Here is a 16,741-nt window from a genome sequence, read left to right as displayed (position 1 = left end):
CGCGCATTGCGCTGGGCAGCGCGCCGGATGCCGCAAGCTTGAGGAATCCCTGCATGGCGTCCTGTCGGTCCTGCAACACAAACGCTCCCCCGGTTTTGCCGATATTGTGTGACCTGATCGCGGTGCCCGGAATCGATGGAACCATCTGATCCCGCACGATGCCCGGCGGGTACGAGAAAAACAAAAAGACGTATCATTCACGAATACGAGATCATGAAATCATTATAAAACAGTTATTTAGCATGAATATTCAGGATTGTATGTCAGTATCCTGTTTTTTGTATGCTCCTGTCTTCGCCAGATAATGGCGTATCGTATAATTTGTCCTGTTTGTACCACATAATATAAGCATACAATATTTTGCTTACCCGTAATCCCGTGTCACGTTCGCCTCGGCAACGCGGTCAGTCCCGGCTCCCTGCCGGAGACCGCAGCACACGGGAGAGATACCATGCCGAAAGTTGAACACGCTCCGCATAAAGATGGCGACTGCTTCGTTAACTATGAAAACAAGGTCTTCGAGGACGTCAAAGCCCAGCCCGGCGAAAAAGCCCTCATCACCTTCCACACCGTCGCCAATGAAGGCTCGGTCGGGTTCGTCAACCTGCTGCAGGCCACGCGCCTGATCCGCAAGGGCTTCGAGACGTCGGTGCTGCTGTACGGACCGGGTGTCACCCTTGGTGTGCAGCGCGGCTTTCCCCGTCTGGGCGACGAAGCCTTTCCGGGGCACATGAACTGCAACAGGCAGATCGCGAAAATCCTTGAGGAAGGCGGAAAGGTCTATGCCTGCCGCTTCGCGCTCCAGGCTCTCTACGGCTACGGCGAGCAGAACCTGATCCCCGGCATCACGCCGATCAATCCCCAGGACGTGCTGGACATCATCCTGCTGGCCCGTCGCGACAACGCCTTCATCCTCAATACCTGGACCCTCTGAAGGCCGAAGGGAGGACCGCAAGCCATGTCCCGTATCGTTCGCGCCGCAGCCATCCAGATCAGTCCCGTCCTTGGTGACGATGGTCTGGGGACTGCCCGGAAAGTCTGCCAGGCCATCCGCGAGGCCGCCGAAAAAGGCGTGAAACTCGCGGTCTTTCCCGAAACCTTTGTGCCGTACTACCCCTATTTCTCGTTCATCCAGCCGGCTTTCCGCTTCGGTGGGGAGCATCTGGAACTCTACGAGCGCGCCGTCGTCATTCCCGGTCCGGTCACCGACATGGTGGCAGAGGCCGCGCGCCAGACCGGCATGGTCGTGGTGCTGGGCGTGAACGAGCGCGATTTCGGCACGCTCTACAACACCCAGATCATCTTCGATGCGACAGGTGAAATCCTGCTCAAACGCCGCAAGATCACGCCGACCTACCATGAACGCATGGTCTGGGGGCAGGGCGATGGTTCCGGTCTGAAAGTGGTAGAGAGTGCGGCCGGTCGCATTGGCGCGCTGGCCTGCTGGGAGCATTACAACCCGCTCGCCCGCTACGCGCTGATGACCCAGCACGAGGAAATCCATTGCGCCCAGTTCCCCGGCTCGCTGGTAGGCAGATCTTTGCCGACCAGATGGAAGTCACGATCCGGCATCACGCGCTGGAATCCGGCTGCTTTGTGGTGAACGCCACGGGTTGGCTTACCGAAGAGCAGATCAAGGAAATAGCAGGCGACCCTGCGCTGGAAGGGCCGCTGCGGGGTGGATGCTTCACGGCGATCGTCTCGCCTGAAGGGAAGCTGCTCGGCACGCCGCTGACGGAAGGCGAGGGGATGGTGATTGCTGATCTCGACTTCGCCTGATTACCAAGCGCAAGCGGATGATGGATTCCGTAGGGCATTATGCACGGCCCGAACTGCTCAGCCTGCTTCAGGACCGGCGGCCCGCCCGCACCGTTCATTACGTTGGGGAAGCCAATCCGGTTCCCACATCTACCGATGAGGCTGCGTCATGACCATTCCGACGCTCGGTACACTTTCTGGTCGCAAGCTCGTTACAGATCTACAGTCCTTCGGACTACAGATCGGTGAGCAGACCGGCGGCATTGCCCGCAAGGGAGGCGCCGGTCCTTCGGATCACAAGACGATTACCATTGCAGGCCAGACCGTCATGGTCCCGGTCTATACATCTGGCGCGCGGCGTTCCCCGTTTCAGGCCAGCCCGCCGGACCAGCACGGGGCCAGCACGCTGCTGCGCGATGGGCAGACACTGGGCACGATCCATTTTCCAGCCGCCCCGCGCTTTTATGGCCTGAGCACGGCGGATGGCATTCCGTACTGGAAGATCGCCCTGCTGCATGGGCGCGATACGCTGGCGACCACGGTGCACCAGACGTGCATCCGCTATGCCGACCGGCGCACGTCCTGCCAGTTCTGCGCCATCGGCCAGTCGCTGGAGGCCGACCGCACCATTGCCTACAAGACGCCAGCACAACTGGCCGAGGTCGCCAAGGCCGCCATGGAACTCGACGGCGTGCGCGACATGGTATTGACCACCGGCACGCCCAACGTCATTGATCGGGGTGCAGCCGTGCTGGCGGAATCAGCCCGTGCCATTCGGGCGGCTGTGGATCTGCCGCTTCAGGTCCAGTGCGAGCCGCCGCGTGACCACGGATGGTTCCAGCGCCTGCGCGACGCCGGGGCCGACAGCCTGGGCATGCATCTCGAAGCCGCAACACAGGCGGTGCGCGAGAAGATCATGCCCGGCAAGGCCACGGTCAGTGTTGATCGCTATATGGATGCTTTCGCCAGCGCCGTGCCGATCTTCGGGCGCGGACAGGTCAATACCTATATTCTGGCGGGCCTTGGTGACAGTGCGGGGGATATTCTGACGCTGGCCGAGCGCCTGATTGCGCTCGGGGTCTATCCCTTCGTGGTGCCGTTCGTGCCGATTTCCGGCACGCCGCTGGAAAACCATGCGCCGCCTTCGGCCGATTTCATGAAGTCCGTGCTCGCACCACTCGGCGGATGCTGCGCGCGGCGAACATGAAATCCACCGACATCCGCGCCGGGTGTGGCCGGTGTGGCGCCTGTTCCTCGCTTTCGGTGTACGAATAATGACAGCGATCCTCGAAGGCGTGGACGACCGCCCGTTCATCCCCACGGAATATGTCGTGCGGCTGGCCCGCACGCCGTGGGAGCGCGCAGGCTACCACGCGCTGCGCCGCGACGTGTTCTGCACCGAACAGCAGGTGTTTTCGGATGATGACCGGGACGCAATCGACGCGGTTGCCATTCCCATCATTGCGGCGTGCTGCATGGCGGGCATGCCGGACCGGGTGGTGGGCGCGGTGCGCATCCATGAAGCCGAACCCGGCGTCTGGCGCGGCTCCCGTCTGGCCGTCCATGAAGACCACCGCAAACTGGGACGGATCGGGGCAGAACTCATCCGCATGGCGGTCAGCACGGCACACGGGCTTGGGGCCACGCGTTTCCTGGCCCAGGTACAGGAACAGAACGTGCTGTTCTTCCGCCGCCTACACTGGAAAAGCCTCGGGAGCATTACCCTGCACGGCCTGCCGCATCACGACATGCAGGCCGACCTGTCACGCTATCCGGCCCATGGTCATGACCAGACATGGCTGCTGCGGCCGCAGCCTCGTAATCGGCAGGTAGCATGATGGCACACGAACTGACCACCATGCTGGGCCGCCTGCGCACGGGGCGCGCGCTTGCGGGCAAACAGGATATTGCCGAAACCGTCGCAATTCTTGGTCGTGATACAGGCGATGGTATCCGCCTTGGCGATGACTGCGCCGCCATACCGGATGACGATGGCTATCTCCTGCTGGCCAGCGAAGGGTTTCAGGACAGCTTTGTCCGCTCAATGCCATGGTTTGCCGGGTATTGCGGCGTGATGGTCAATATCAGTGACATCGCGGCCATGGGTGGTCGCCCTGTGGCTGTGGTGGATGCGTTGTGGAGCGATACGTCCGAGGCGGCCGCGTCCATTCTGACCGGTCTGCATGAAGGTGCGCGCACCTATGGCGTGCCGGTTGTCGGCGGCCATACCAACATGCGCAGCACCCATAATTCCCTGTCAGTGGCGATCCTTGGCCGTGCCCGTCATCTGCTGACCAGCTTCGATGCCCGACCGGGCGAAGTCCTGATCGCCGCCATCGACCTGCGCGGCCGCTGGCACGACCCGCACCCGTTCTGGGATGCCAGTTCCGCACTGTGTCATACTGAGGGGGCGGCACGCCTTCGAGATGATCTCGATCTCTTGCCCGGCATTGCCGAGGACGGCCTGAGCCGCGCCGCCAAGGACATCAGCATGGCCGGACTGCTGGGCACCGCGCTCATGCTGGCCGAATGTTCGGGTATCGGCATGACCATCACGCTCGATGACATTCCACGTCCCGACGATGCACCAATGGAACGCTGGCTGTCCGCATTCCCCAGCTATGGCTATCTGCTGACAGCCCGGCCCGAGGATGCCCGGGCGATTATCGCACGTTTTCAGGCACGCGGGATCACTGCCGCCATCATCGGACAGTGCGATATGACACGACGCCTTGATATCATATGGGACGGGGAGAAAGAAACTTTCTGGGATCTCGCCCGGATGCCGCTCATGGGATTTGCGCCATGAGTCTGTCCATTGGTATCCTGACCCATTCGACCAATCCGCGCGGCGGTGTGGTGCACGGCATGGCGTTGGCGGAAGCCTGTGTGACGCGGGCCATGACACAACGCTGATCGCGCCGGACGTGACAGGATCTGGTTTCTTCCGCACGCCCCGCTGCGCCACACACTGCATCCCGGCCGCGCCCGAGACCGACCTTCCGACGTTGGTGGAGCGCCGCATTGGCGAGATCAGGGACGCCCTGCGCGGGCAGCATTTTGACGTGCTGCACGCACAGGACCCGATCAGCGCCAATGCACTGGCCGAACTGGTGGAGGAGGGGCGGATACCGGGCTTTGCCCGCACGGTCCATCATCTTGACCATTTCACCCATCCGGTCCTTGCCGCGCGGCAGGAACGGGGGATCAGGGCGGCGGCCGAACTGTTTACCGTCAGCACAATGTGGGAAGATGTCCTGCGCAACGACCATGGCCGCGAAGCCCCGGTCGTGGGCAACGGGGTTGATCCCGTGCGCTTTTCGCCCCTGCCTGCGGTGCGGGATGCGTCACTACGGGCGCTGTATCATCTGCCTGCCGATCAGCACCTGATCCTGTCCGTGGGTGGGATCGAGCGGCGCAAGAACACGCTGCAATTGCTCGACGCATTTCTGGCCCTTTGCCGCGAACAGCCTGATGTGCATCTGGTTGTGGCGGGCGGGGCCTCGCTGCTGGATCATTCTGCCTATCGCACCCGGTTCATGGCGCGTCTGCGCGAAAGCGGTGCGGCCGATCATGTCACCATAACCGGACCGATTGCGGATGAAGACATGCTTCATTCTACCGACAGGCGGACGTGCTGGCCTATCCATCCGTAACCGAAGGGTTCGGGTTGTGCCCGCTGGAAGCCCTGGCCTGCGGCACGCCTGTTATTGTGCCGGAGATCGCCCCCTTTACCGGGCACCTTTCACAAGCGGACGCGCTGTGGTGCGACCTGACGCGCCCCGACACCCTGTTGCTGGCCTTGCGTGACGCGCTGAGCGGCAAAAGCCGCGACCATTTCCGGCTCAGCGGCCCCGCAACGGCCCGCCGTTTCGACTGGCGCGACGTCGCCGGTCGTCATCTCCCCGCGTACCGGCGTCTGGCGGCCCTGCCACGCACCGATACCCCTGTTTCCGGAGCTTTCTCACCATGCCCGAAATGACCTTTCGTGTGTGCTGGCCCGATGGGAAGGAGACTGACTGTTACTCCCCGTCGCTGGTCATAAGGGACCACTTCACGCCCGGTCAGGATTATCCGGTCCGGGAGTTTCTTGAAAAGGCGGACACCGCCCTGACGGACGCCAGCGAGCGGGTTCGCGCCCGCTACGGCTTCCCATGCAGCCGCGCCCTTGGCCAGCTTCAGGCCATAAGGCAGGCCGGTGCGCCTTTTCTGAACCAGTCCGATGCGCAGGTGCGCGTCCTGTCTTTCAGTTATTGAGACGAAAAGAACGACCATGACACAGAACGAGAAAAGCATCCCCGTCATCATCGTGGGCGGTGGACAGGCCGGGCTCTCCATGAGCTGGTATCTCTGTCGCGAGAAGGTGGAGCACATTGTCTTTGAAGCAAAGACCGCCTGTCATTCGTGGGATGATGAACGCTGGGACAATTTCTGCCTGGTCACACCGAACTGGCAGTGCGAACTTCCCGGTCATCCCTACAAGGGGAAAGACCCGCACGGCTTCATGGTGAAGCAGGAAATCATCGACTACGTGAAGGGCTTCGTGGACTCCTTCAGCCCGCCCCTGCGCGAGCATACGGCCGTTACCTCCATTACGCGCCATGAGGGTGGTGGCTATCGCGTGGTGGCGGCCGGCGAGACCTGGCACGCAAAGCATGTGGTCATTGCATCGGGCGCGTATCAGGATGCGGTGATTCCCGGTTACGCCAGCGCGATTGACCCCGCCATCCATCAGGTTCATTCGCAGGATTACCGCAATGCGGCCCAGTTGCCGGAAGGGGCTGTGCTGGTCGTGGGCAGCGGCCAGTCCGGCGCGCAGATTGTCGAGGACCTGTTCCTTGAAAAACGCAAGGTCCATCTGTGTGTCGGGTCCGCCCCGCGCGTCTCGCGCTTCTACCGTGGCCGCGATGTTGTGGACTGGCTTGCGGATATGCACTTCTACGACCTGACGGTGGATAATCACCCCCTGCGTGACGGTGCACGTGACAAGACCAATCATTACGTCACGGGCCGAAATGGCGGGCATGACCTTGATCTGCGCCTCTTTGCAAAGGAGGGCGTGGGGCTACACGGCACACTGGAGACCATCCGTGATGAAGTGGCGCACTTCGCACCGGATCTTGCGGAAAACCTTGATGATGCGGACAGGACCAATGCCGACATCAAGAAATCCATTGACGCCTACATCGCCCGTGAAGGGATCAGTGCGCCAGTCGAAGCGCCCTATGTGCCCGTCTGGCAACCCGATGGCAGCAACACGCCGCTGGACTTGAAGGCCGCCGGGATCACATCGATCCTCTGGTGCATTGGTTTCCGCCCGAACTATCGCTGGATCGACGTGCCGGTTTTCAATGGGGCGGGCAAGCCGGTCTGGCATCGCGGCGTGACCGACGCGCCGGGGTTCTACTTTCTTGGCCTGCCGTGGCTGCACACATGGGGATCGGGGCGGTTCTCCGGCGTGTCGCGCGATGCCGCGTGGCTGGCCAGCCAGATCACCGGCAAAGACGTTCCCGTAGCCTGAGCGGAGGTAAGCGCCATGCTTCCATGGACCACATATGAAGCGATGTATGACGCGGCCCTGAACCAGCCAGAACAGTTCTGGCTGGAAGCGGCACGGCGCGTGACATGGAAGCAGGCGCCCGGGACAGCATGCCGGGCGCGGGCGGATGGCTGGCATGACTGGTTTCCCGGCGCCACGCTCAACACCTGCCACAATGCCGTGGACCGGCATGTAGAAAACGGGCGCGGCGCACAGACCGCTTGATCTGGCATTCCTGCGCCACGAAGGAACGCCAGATCGTAACCTACCGGGAACTACAGGGCAGGGTGGCCGGGTTTGCCGGTGGCCTGCGCGCGCTGGGGGTAGGGCAGGGCGACCGCGTGCTGATCGCCATGCCGACCATGATCGAGACCGCCATCGCCATGCTGGCCTGCGCGCGGATCGGGGCCGTACATGTGGTGGTGTTTGCCGGTTACGCCGGGCCTGAACTGGCGCGCAGGATTGATGATGTGGCCCCGAAAGTCATCATCATCGCCAGTTGCAGCTTTCAGGGGCAGACGGCCATTCCATCCGCGCCCGCCCTGCACGGCGCGCTGGCTCAGGCCACGCACAGGCCAAAAGCCTGCGTCATCGTGCAACGCGCGGCCTGTCCCGCATCGCTTCTGCCTGTGCGGGATCATGATTTTCATGTGCTGGAACGCTCCGCGCCAGCGGATCCGGTCATACTGCGCTCGGAAGACCCATTATATATTCTGCATACATCCGGAACCACAGGCCATGCGAAGGGAATCGTGCGGGACAATGGTGGCCATGCCGTGGCCCTCGCCCTGTCCATGGACCTGATCTATGGCTGCAAACCCGGCGATACCTTCTTTACCACATCGGATCTCGGTTGGGTCGTCGGACATTCCTATGGTGTTTACGCACCGCTGATCAGCGGTTGCACCAGCGTGATCGTGGAAGGGGGCGTATCCGCGTCTGCCATCCGCACGCTCTGTCATGAGCACGCGGTGAAATGCCTGTTCACCACGCCACCCAGATGCGGCTCATGCGGCAGGAAAGCCGCAATCCATCCGGGGCGATCCTGCCCGCGCTGGCCCGCATCTTCGTGGCCGGGGAGTATGCTGATCCCACCTTGCTGGACTGGGCGCGGTCGTATTTCCGCAGGCCCGTGGTCAATCACTGGTGGCAGACGGAAACCGGATGGAGCGTTACCGCCCATTTCTTCGGCCTGCCCGAACGTGAGCCGGTCTCGCTCATGAACGACATCGGGCGGCCCGCGCCGGGATTCTGCCCGGCCATCGTGCCCTCCATGCCGGGTGAACAGTGCGGGGAGATTGTCCTTTCTCTGCCGCTGCCACCCGGCTGCCTGGCTGGTGTATGGAAGGATGGAGCGATCCGTGTTCCTGCCGCCTATCTTGATGAAACGAACCGGTATTATCGCACCTTCGACGAAGGCATGATCGAGGCCAGCCGCGCCGTGCATATGCTCGGGCGTTCCGATGATGTCATCAAGGTCGCAGGCCGGCGGATTTCGGGTGTGCAGATTGAAAAGATCATCGCCACCCATCCTGCCGTTCATGCCTGCGCCGTGGTGGCGATCACTGACACATTGAGAGGGCAGCGGCCGGTCGCCTATGTGGTTCCTGATGCCGGGGTGGAACACGCGCCTTCTCCCGATGAGATCATCGGGCGGGTCAATGAAGTGCTCGGGCGATGGGTTGGCCTGAAGGAAGTCCGCTTTGTCAAACACCTTCCTACAACCGTATCTGGAAAGATTACGCGGAAGCGTTTACCGGTTTCCTGACAGTATCAGTGCAGATTTTAAAAAAACGGCGGTACCCCGAAATTTTTACTGTCTTTCATCAATATTCATACCTTATCGCCGCAGTGGCCGCATCCGGAGCGCCTGCCGTTTACGTTGCCAGATCATCACCCCCCGCCGCGACATCCTGTTTTCGCATTATAGGCGGCTTTTTTGCTCGTAGGCCGGACGTGCCGTTTCAGCCTGTTCCCTGGCATCAGCTTCCAGCCAGGCGCAGGCTGCGTCCAGCTTCGCTTTCAGCGTTTCCCGTCGGGCGAGTTCTTCTGACAGTGCCTTGATCCGGTCATAGCGCACTGAACGGTATTTCGAGGCATCGGCATCGATTTTCGTGCCGTCGATCAACACCACGCCCAGGCGTACCCGCGATCGCAGACGACATAGATCGGTGGGTGTGGCAGATCGTCAAGCAGGGCGTAGGCACACGGTAATTCGTGCGCTTGGCAGGGCGCGGCATTCTGATGGCGCCAGAAAATCGCGGAGATCGTCCGCCGAAGATTCCTCGGCGGGGTCTTGCCCTTGGGGCGGACTTCCTCGATCAGCGGCTCCCATACAGACCAGGCCTGATCAGAAAAGACAGACCGCATCGTGCTCATCATAAACAGCCATGCAGTCCGTTCTGTCATTCAAGGCCTGACAGGCCCTGGAACCAATCTGGCGACTTTCATGAATATATTGGTCCGGGCATGGCTCATGCCGGAATATGGGTTCCGGTATTTGCCCGCTCCGCGCCGGGCTTACCATCGGCATGTTGTCCGGTTGCATCCTGTGTCATAATCATTTCATCCTGTTTTCTTACGCCGGGGTAAAGGAGAGATGGCCTGACATACGCGCCTACCATCGTCTGGTTTCGCAATGATTTCCGCCTTGCCGATAATCGCGCATTGCTGGAAGCGGAAAAGCGACAGAAGCCAATACTATGTGTCGTGATTCTGGATGAGGCACACCTGCCCGGCGCGGCCGCGCGGTGGTGGCTGGATCGGGCCATCCGTTCGCTTGATGGCGACCTGCGCAAGATGGGCGGAAGCCTGCATGTTTTTCGTGGCCCCGCAGGTCAGGTGCTGGCGGAAATCATAAGGCGGACCGGTGCGGATACGGTTGTATGGAACCGCCGTTACGACCTGCAGGGGCGTGAGACGGATACAGCCATCAAGGCTGGGCTCAGAACACAGGGGATTGCCGTCCACAGCTTTCCCAGCGGGCTGCTGCATGAACCATGGTGCATCCGCACGCGCGCAGGCGGGCAATATAAAATCTTTACCGCCTTCTGGCGCGGCATGCGGGAGACGCATCCAACGTCTTTTCCGCCAGCGCCCGCGCCCGAAAAACTGGCCTTTGCCCCGTTCACGTCCCAACCTGCCGGACTGCTCCCGCCACAGGGGGATTACGGCCTTCTCCCCACCCGGCCCGACTGGACCGGTGGGTTGCAAGAAATGTGGATGCCTGGAGAAGGGAACGCGCACAACCGTTTCGCCCATTTTATGCGCGACGGATTGGGCACTTATGCAGCCACGCGGGATTTCCCTGCGAAGAACGCAAGTTCACGCCTGTCCCCCTTCCTGCGTTTTGGCCATGTCACTGCCACGCAAATATGGCATGGTGCTGCGGCACAGGGTTTTCCCGAACGGTTCCTTATGGAGCTCGCATGGCGGGATTTCGCATGGTCGCTGCTGTTTTCCACCCCGGATATGGCGACGCGAAACCTGCGGCCCGAATTTGACGCCATGCCGTGGCGTGACGATCCTGCCGGGCTTGCGCGGTGGCAACAGGGCCAGACGGGGTATCCACTGGTGGATGCCGGCATGCGGGAACTGTGGCGTACAGGCTGGATGCATAACCGCGTGCGCATGGTTGTCGCGTCCTTTCTTGTAAAGCACCTGTTGATTGACTGGCGGCAGGGGGAACAGTGGTTCGCGGATACACTGGTTGATCATGATCCGGCCAGCAACCCGATGAACTGGCAGTGGAGTGCCGGAACCGGCGTGGATGCCGCGCCCTATTTCCGCATCATGAACCCGGTGCTTCAATCCCGGAAATTCGACCCGGGTGGGGCTTACATCCGTCGCTGGGTGCCTGAACTCGCCCACCTATCCGATGAGGCCATTCATGCGCCATGGGAAAGCGAAACCCCGCGTGGCTATCCGGCACCGATCGTGGACCACCGACTGGCGCGCGAACGGGCCCTGAATGCATGGAAAACGATGGGCAATACCGCAGCATACGGTAAAGGGATGAGCTGAGCGCAGCAGGTTGCGTTCTTTACTATCAGGCCATTGGATAAAGAGATCCCGCGTCGGCCTGTTCGTAGCGCAGGCATTCCACAGCGTATCCAGCACATAACAGGGCATAGTCATCTGTTCAGGGAAAGTCCGGACAGGTTCAGGAAAACCTGAAGCAACGGGAGACCGTGCCGCGTGAGGGGACCGAGCAGGCAGATTCTGGTCGAGCCTTCATGCGCATAAGCCAGAGCGGAAGCAAAGGTGCGATGATATGGTTTTGAATGCCGTAATTAGCGCCATGCATTACTATCAGGGCAAGAAGAAAACTGGTTTGCGCAATGGGAAACGATGATGAACTGGCCTGAACAGCTCGGCCTTACGATTCCATTGGTACAGGCACCGATGGCAGGGGTCTCCACTCCGGCCCTTGCCGCTGCGGTGTCTCAGGCCGGAGCACTTGGTTCAATCGGGGTAGGGGCCGCTGGCGCTACAGTCGCACATAACATGATCTGTCAGATACGACAGCAGACAAAAGCTCCCTTCAACGTCAATCTGTTTGCGCACAAGGCACCGGAAATCGACCCGGCCCGCGACAGGGGCTGGCTGGCATGGCTGAAACCGCTGTTCACCGAGTTCAATGCAGTCCCGCCAGCCAGACTGCATCCCATATACCGAAGCTTCAATGATGATCCGGACATGCTCGACATGCTTGTGCATATGAAGCCGCCAGTCGTCAGTTTCCATTTCGGGCTTCCTTCGTCTGAGAAGATCCTGGCCCTGAAAGCAACAGGTACTGTTTTGCTGGTAACAGTCACCAGTCTGGAGGAAGCCCGCGCTGCCGAGACCGCAGGAATGGATGCGATTGTAGCGCAAGGGATCGAGGCGGGCGGCCATCGTGGCATTTTCGATCCAGCAGGTCACGACGATGCACTGGGAACATTTGCCCTGACCCGCCTTCTTGTGCGCAAATGCCGCATTCCGGTAATTGCCGCTGGCGGTATCATGGATGGCGCAGGCATGGTGGCCGCCCTAGCCTTGGGTGCCGTCGCCACACAGATGGGCACGGCCTTCATTCTCTGCCCGGAGACAGACGCGGACGAAACATACCGAAAGGCTCTGGCGGGACCAGCCGCCTTTCACACACGCATGACAGATCTCATTTCAGGACGTCCTGCGCGTTGTCTCCAAAACCGGTTTACGGGTCTGAGAGACAGTGTCGGTATACCACCGGTTCCCGATTATCCCATTGCTTATGATGCGGGGAAAGCACTCAATAAAGCTGCCAGAAACTGTGGCGAAAGTGGTTTTGGTGCTTATTGGGCCGGTCAGGGAGCGCCTCTGGCGCGGGCCATGCCAGCGGGTCAACTCATAGACAAACTGAAGGAAGAGTTGCGAGAGGCTGGTTGTTTTGTGACGTAATCGCTACAGCGTGTCGTCAGTCAAGTCCTGAGTGACGCATGAAGATTGTACTTTCTGGCTGTCTGTGCTGATTGTTCTCTCGGTTTTCGGGGAAGCAGACAGATGCGGCGCTTTGGTTTGCGTGATGACCGATGGAACTCGACATCACACCGGGTCGGGAAGTCGGTATCGCTCCTGCAAAACCATTTCTGGAAAAGCAGGCTCAACTCTACTTTTCTTGCAGCCGTTCAGTTCGCCTCAATCATTATCATCTTTAACTGACGATATGCCGTAGCATTATCCTGCCTTTGAAGCAGACAGCTGTCCGCCAGTATTTCTATCCATATGCAACGCCAGCCGGATGCTTTCATGCCGGCCCGGAGGCATTTTGTTACCGACACCATCAGGATGCTTCTTCCGCGCGTGGGCACTGGACTGGCATTGCGTGCTGGAGCTTTCAGCCGTGGCGCGAATGACAAAATGAGAAAAATGTTTTGACATCGCATTGTTCCGTGTGCACATAAATAATCAGTCAGGTTTCCTGAAAAGCGCGTTCATCAATGGCGGTGAACGACGTGGAAATGGCACAAACGATCACGACGACACCCGGACGGCCAACGTGGGTCTCCGTGCCTGAAAAAGGCGTCTCCGTCCTATCTGATGGATGGGGGCTGGATGCGATGACGTGGACAAAGGATTCCTCAAAGCCGGAAACCCGCGTACCCTTCTTGCGGCGTTCCTGTACTTCGATGTCTCTTTCATGGTGTGGGTTCTGCTTGGCCCGCTGGGAATTTCGATTGCTCACGACCTGCATCTGAATGCTGGTCAGAAGGGGCTGCTGGTCGCGACCCCGGTTCTGGCGGGTGCGCTCCTGCGTGTGCTGGCGGGCGCGCTGGTCGATCACTTCGGGCCGCGCCGGGTCGCGATTGGCGCCCAGATTCTTGTTATTGCCGGATTGTTCCTGACATGGCTGATCGCGCCGCACAGCTATGGCGCACTGTTCGGGGTCGCACTTGTGCTGGGCGTTGCCGGGGCGTCGTTTGCCATTGCGCTGCCGCTCGCCTCTGCATGGTATCCGCCACAATATCAGGGCACGGCGCTGGGCATTGCCGGGGCCGGTAATTCGGGAACGGCGCTCGCTTCGCTGTTCGCGCCCGGCCTGGCCGTGCTTTATGGCTGGGTCAATGTGCTGGGGCTGGCGACGCTGCCACTGACCGCCGTGCTGGTCGCCTTTGTGTTCCTGGCCAGTGAACCGCCGCAGCGCCGCTCCACCGGGGGGCTGGTGACCTGGCTGCCTGTCCTACATAATGGCGACTGCTGGCTGCTGATGTTCTTTTATAGCGTGACATTCGGCGGTTTTGTGGGGCTTGCCTCGTTCCTGACCATCTATTTCAACGACCAGTACGGCCTGCCGCCCGCCATTGCCGGAAGCTGCACGGCGCTGGTCGTGTTTGTCGGATCCTTCGTGCGTCCGCTGGGGGGCGCCATGGCCGACCGGATCGGGGGCGAGCGTGCCCTGAGCATTCTGTTCGCGCTTGCGGTCGCCATCTTTGCCGTGATCGGCTTCGGCCTGCCCACGATCTGGCTGGCTTTTCCGGCCTTTTTCCTAGGCATGGTCGTGCTGGGTCTGGGCAATGGCGCGGTATTCCAGCTTGTGCCCACGCGTTTCCCCAGCCGGGTCGGTATCCTGACCGGACTGGTGGGCATGAGCGGCGGGGTAGGCGGGTTCTATCTGGCATCATCGCTGGGGGCCGCGCGGCAGGCCACGGGCTCTTACGGTCCCGGCTTCCTGGGCTTTGCCGCGGTTGCGCTGGTGGCGTTTGCCTGTGTTGGCGTGTGCCGCCGCCGCTGGGCGACTGAACGGCCCCGGATGTCGGCTGAAGCCGATGCCGCCGCCTCTTCATAATATCAGATCAGGAACGTATCCCGTGACCTGTATTTCCGACGTGCTCCGGCCCGCTTCGCTGACGGTCGGCTTCACCACCTTTCTTGCCAGCCTGTGTACCGGGCATGCAGCCTGCGCCGACACTGCACCCACCGCGGGTGTCACGGCAACCAGTATCCTGCCAACCTCGTCCCGTCCGCCTGAAAAAGCGACCATCCACCGCGCGACACTGCCACACAGCCCTGACTGGGGTGTCTTCAACGCAGGCAAGGGGGCTGCGGCCGGGTTCGGCACCGTGAGTGGTTTTGGTCAGGCGCGCTGGGCCGAGGACTGGAGCGATATTGTCAATACACCACCGGAACAGCGACGAAACGACTGGTTCAACCGCCTGAAATACATCCCCCTGACAGATAAAGGCGATATCTGGCTGTCCATCAATGGGGAGGAACGGCTGCGCTACGCCTTTGAAAATCAGCCGATGATGGGAGCCGCAGGCAAGACCAACGCCAGCCGCGTGTTGCTGCGCAGCCAGTATGGCGCTGACCTGCATCTGGGTGAACATGTCCATGCCTATGCCGAGTTCCTGTGGGGTGAAGCCGGGGGATCGAACTATTATGGTTACCAGACCGGGGTGCAGCGCGAACGGCTGGATCTCCAGCAGGGCATTCTGGAGGTGAAAGGCAGGATGCTGGGGGCGCGGATGGGCGTGATCGGTGGTCGCCAGATCTTTCTCGATGCCCCCGTTACCATGCAGTCCGCGCGCGACCTGACCAATGCCCAGCAGTCATGGGATGGCTTTCGCGGTTATGCAGTGTGGAAATCCTTCCGGCTCGACCTGTTCGATTTCATGCAGACCAACAAGCTGCCACGCAATGTCTTTGCCGATGGCACGAACTACAACGCCCGGATGTATGGGATCTATACATCTACGGCGCTGCCGAAGTTTTCGGTCATGGGGCAGAAAAGCCAGATTTTTGCTGATGTGTTCTTCATTGGCTACCTGTTCAACGGCGCATCAGCGGCGCTCGCCACCACAACGAGCACGCAGGCCGGATCGACCCGCCGCGACAATATCGGCGCGCGCGTGTGGGGGAATGTCGGCCCCTTCGATATCAGCCTGACGGGTGTGTTTCAGGGCGGCGAATTCCGTCCCGCCGGTGGGGGGACGACACGCCCGGTACGGGCCTACGCCGTCAACGGGACACTGGGATGGACGGCGAAGGGTCTGAAGGCGAAACCATCCGTCGCCCTGCAGGGCGACCTGTTTTCAGGCGGATCCTATCACAGTCAGGACGGCGCGGTCGGCACGTTTGCCACACCCTATTTCCCGCTGCCGTATTATAATGACGTGACACTGGCCCTGACATCGCAGAACCTGGTCGGCATCGGGCCGGTCATTACGGCAGCGCCACGGGCGAACCTGCATCTCAAGCTGCATGTCCCCGTTTTCTGGCGCGAAAGCACGCAGGATGCAGTGTATGGCACCGGCAGGATCTATGGCTGGCGCAACGGCCTGTCGGGCGGCTTCATCGGTACCACGCCCCAGACCCAGCTTGCGTGGAATTTCGCGCCCCACTGGACATGGACGCACGATATCGCAGGCTTCGTCGCATCGCAGGGGATGCACCACGCGGGGGCGAAGGACGGGGCGTTCTACATGCAGACCATGGAATTCAAATTCTGACCGCCGATCGTATGACAGGAGAAACGAACATGACCGGAACGGGAAACATCGTCATCATCGGCAACGGTATGATTGGCCATTACTGTGCCGAACAGCTTGTGGCGCATGGTCTGCATGAGGACTGCGCGATTCACATTTTTGGTGACGAACGCCACGATGCCTATGACCGCGTACACCTGACCGAATACATGAGTGGACAGGACGCGCTGGCGCTGCGCCTGCATGTGGATGATTTCCATGCCCATCACGGCCTGACCCTGCACCGTGGCGTCAGGGTGACACGCATCGACCGCGCGGCCCGGATGGTGGAAAGTGCTAAAGGCCTGCTGCCTTACGATACGCTGATCCTTGCCACCGGCTCCACGCCGTTCGTGCCGCCGGTTCCGGGCAATACGGGCACGGCGGGGCTGGTCTATCGCACGCTGGATGACCTTGACATGATCCGGGCCGCGGCACAGGCGCGTCGCACGGCGTG

General features: G+C 60.9%; 10 protein-coding genes and 6 pseudogenes. 14 read left to right on the top strand and 2 right to left on the bottom strand.

Annotated features, from left to right (window positions below; genetic code table 11):
• Window positions 1-451: 451 nt before the first annotated feature.
• From JCM25156_RS03200 to JCM25156_RS21060, 9 genes and pseudogenes are all read left to right on the top strand, one after another.
• Window positions 452-934, top strand: coding sequence for an MSMEG_0572/Sll0783 family nitrogen starvation response protein (locus JCM25156_RS03200; protein ID WP_025812129.1), 483 nt, complete (start codon window positions 452-454; stop codon window positions 932-934).
• A gap of 24 nt (window positions 935-958) precedes the next feature.
• Window positions 959-1,931: pseudogene (locus JCM25156_RS21075) on the top strand (Nit6803 family nitrilase).
• Window positions 1,928-3,033, top strand: a pseudogene (locus JCM25156_RS21070) (MSMEG_0568 family radical SAM protein). The pseudogenes JCM25156_RS21075 and JCM25156_RS21070 overlap by 4 nt, the downstream one beginning before the upstream one ends.
• Window positions 3,033-3,596 carry an MSMEG_0567/Sll0786 family nitrogen starvation N-acetyltransferase gene (locus tag JCM25156_RS03185; protein ID WP_025812128.1) on the top strand — a complete coding sequence of 188 codons (564 nt, stop codon included), beginning with the start codon at window positions 3,033-3,035 and terminating at the stop codon, window positions 3,594-3,596. Before JCM25156_RS21070 ends, JCM25156_RS03185 begins: the two are co-directional and overlap by 1 nt.
• Window positions 3,593-4,567 (top strand): sll0787 family AIR synthase-like protein, encoded by a 975-nt coding sequence (locus JCM25156_RS03180; protein WP_025812127.1) that lies wholly within the window; start codon window positions 3,593-3,595, stop codon window positions 4,565-4,567. The genes JCM25156_RS03185 and JCM25156_RS03180 overlap by 4 nt, the downstream gene beginning before the upstream one ends.
• Window positions 4,564-5,740 (top strand): annotated as a pseudogene (locus JCM25156_RS21065) (MSMEG_0565 family glycosyltransferase). The gene JCM25156_RS03180 and the pseudogene JCM25156_RS21065 overlap by 4 nt, the downstream one beginning before the upstream one ends.
• A complete protein-coding gene (locus JCM25156_RS03170; protein ID WP_025812126.1) occupies window positions 5,728-6,015 on the top strand; it encodes an MSMEG_0570 family nitrogen starvation response protein in 288 nt (95 codons plus the stop codon). The pseudogene JCM25156_RS21065 and the gene JCM25156_RS03170 overlap by 13 nt, the downstream one beginning before the upstream one ends.
• A gap of 16 nt (window positions 6,016-6,031) precedes the next feature.
• Entirely contained in the window at window positions 6,032-7,279 is a 1,248-nt protein-coding gene (locus JCM25156_RS03165) for an MSMEG_0569 family flavin-dependent oxidoreductase (RefSeq protein ID WP_025812125.1), read from the top strand.
• 15 nt (window positions 7,280-7,294) lie between these two features.
• Window positions 7,295-9,065, top strand: a pseudogene (locus tag JCM25156_RS21060) (AMP-binding protein).
• A 134-nt stretch (window positions 9,066-9,199) separates the two neighbouring features.
• On the opposite strand, the pseudogene JCM25156_RS03155 reads toward JCM25156_RS21060, so the two are convergent.
• Both JCM25156_RS03155 and JCM25156_RS32525 read right to left on the bottom strand, forming a co-directional pair.
• A pseudogene (locus tag JCM25156_RS03155) lies at window positions 9,200-9,464 on the bottom strand (IS5/IS1182 family transposase); the annotation flags it as partial.
• Between the two features lie 53 nt (window positions 9,465-9,517).
• Window positions 9,518-9,667 (bottom strand): annotated as a pseudogene (locus JCM25156_RS32525) (IS5-like element ISMex42 family transposase); the annotation flags it as partial.
• Window positions 9,668-9,901: 234 nt separating this feature from the next.
• Here JCM25156_RS32525 and JCM25156_RS03145 point away from each other — a divergent pair.
• The 5 genes from JCM25156_RS03145 to JCM25156_RS21050 form a co-directional block, all read left to right on the top strand.
• Window positions 9,902-11,320, top strand: coding sequence for a cryptochrome/photolyase family protein (locus JCM25156_RS03145; RefSeq protein WP_025812122.1), 1,419 nt, complete (start codon window positions 9,902-9,904; stop codon window positions 11,318-11,320).
• Between the two features lie 327 nt (window positions 11,321-11,647).
• Complete coding sequence (locus JCM25156_RS03140) at window positions 11,648-12,718, top strand: NAD(P)H-dependent flavin oxidoreductase (RefSeq protein WP_277909326.1); 1,071 nt, start codon at window positions 11,648-11,650, stop codon at window positions 12,716-12,718.
• Window positions 12,719-13,382: 664 nt separating this feature from the next.
• Window positions 13,383-14,603 carry a nitrate/nitrite transporter gene (locus tag JCM25156_RS03135; RefSeq protein WP_025812120.1) on the top strand — a complete coding sequence of 407 codons (1,221 nt, stop codon included), beginning with the start codon at window positions 13,383-13,385 and terminating at the stop codon, window positions 14,601-14,603.
• A 22-nt stretch (window positions 14,604-14,625) separates the two neighbouring features.
• Window positions 14,626-16,266 (top strand): alginate export family protein, encoded by a 1,641-nt coding sequence (locus JCM25156_RS03130; protein ID WP_025812119.1) that lies wholly within the window; start codon window positions 14,626-14,628, stop codon window positions 16,264-16,266.
• Window positions 16,267-16,295: 29 nt separating this feature from the next.
• The coding region (locus JCM25156_RS21050; protein WP_159104957.1) for an FAD-dependent oxidoreductase at window positions 16,296-16,741 on the top strand (446 nt) is incomplete at its 3' end.

It is taken from the genome of Komagataeibacter kakiaceti JCM 25156 (genome assembly GCF_000613305.1).
The sequence above is the reverse complement of the archived record's forward strand: the minus strand, read 5'-3'. Positions and strand labels throughout refer to the sequence as shown.

What these genes read in the sequence shown, in the direction of transcription:
- JCM25156_RS03200 (WP_025812129.1), top strand. Translation starts at nt 452, where the DNA reads ATGCCGAAAGTTGAACACGCTCCGCATAAAGATGGCGACTGCTTCGTT.
- JCM25156_RS03185 (WP_025812128.1), top strand. Translation starts at nt 3,033, where the DNA reads ATGACAGCGATCCTCGAAGGCGTGGACGACCGCCCGTTCATCCCCACG.
- JCM25156_RS03180 (WP_025812127.1), top strand. Translation starts at nt 3,593, where the DNA reads ATGATGGCACACGAACTGACCACCATGCTGGGCCGCCTGCGCACGGGG.
- JCM25156_RS03170 (WP_025812126.1), top strand. Translation starts at nt 5,728, where the DNA reads ATGCCCGAAATGACCTTTCGTGTGTGCTGGCCCGATGGGAAGGAGACT.
- JCM25156_RS03165 (WP_025812125.1), top strand. Translation starts at nt 6,032, where the DNA reads ATGACACAGAACGAGAAAAGCATCCCCGTCATCATCGTGGGCGGTGGA.
- JCM25156_RS03140 (WP_277909326.1), top strand. Translation starts at nt 11,648, where the DNA reads ATGATGAACTGGCCTGAACAGCTCGGCCTTACGATTCCATTGGTACAG.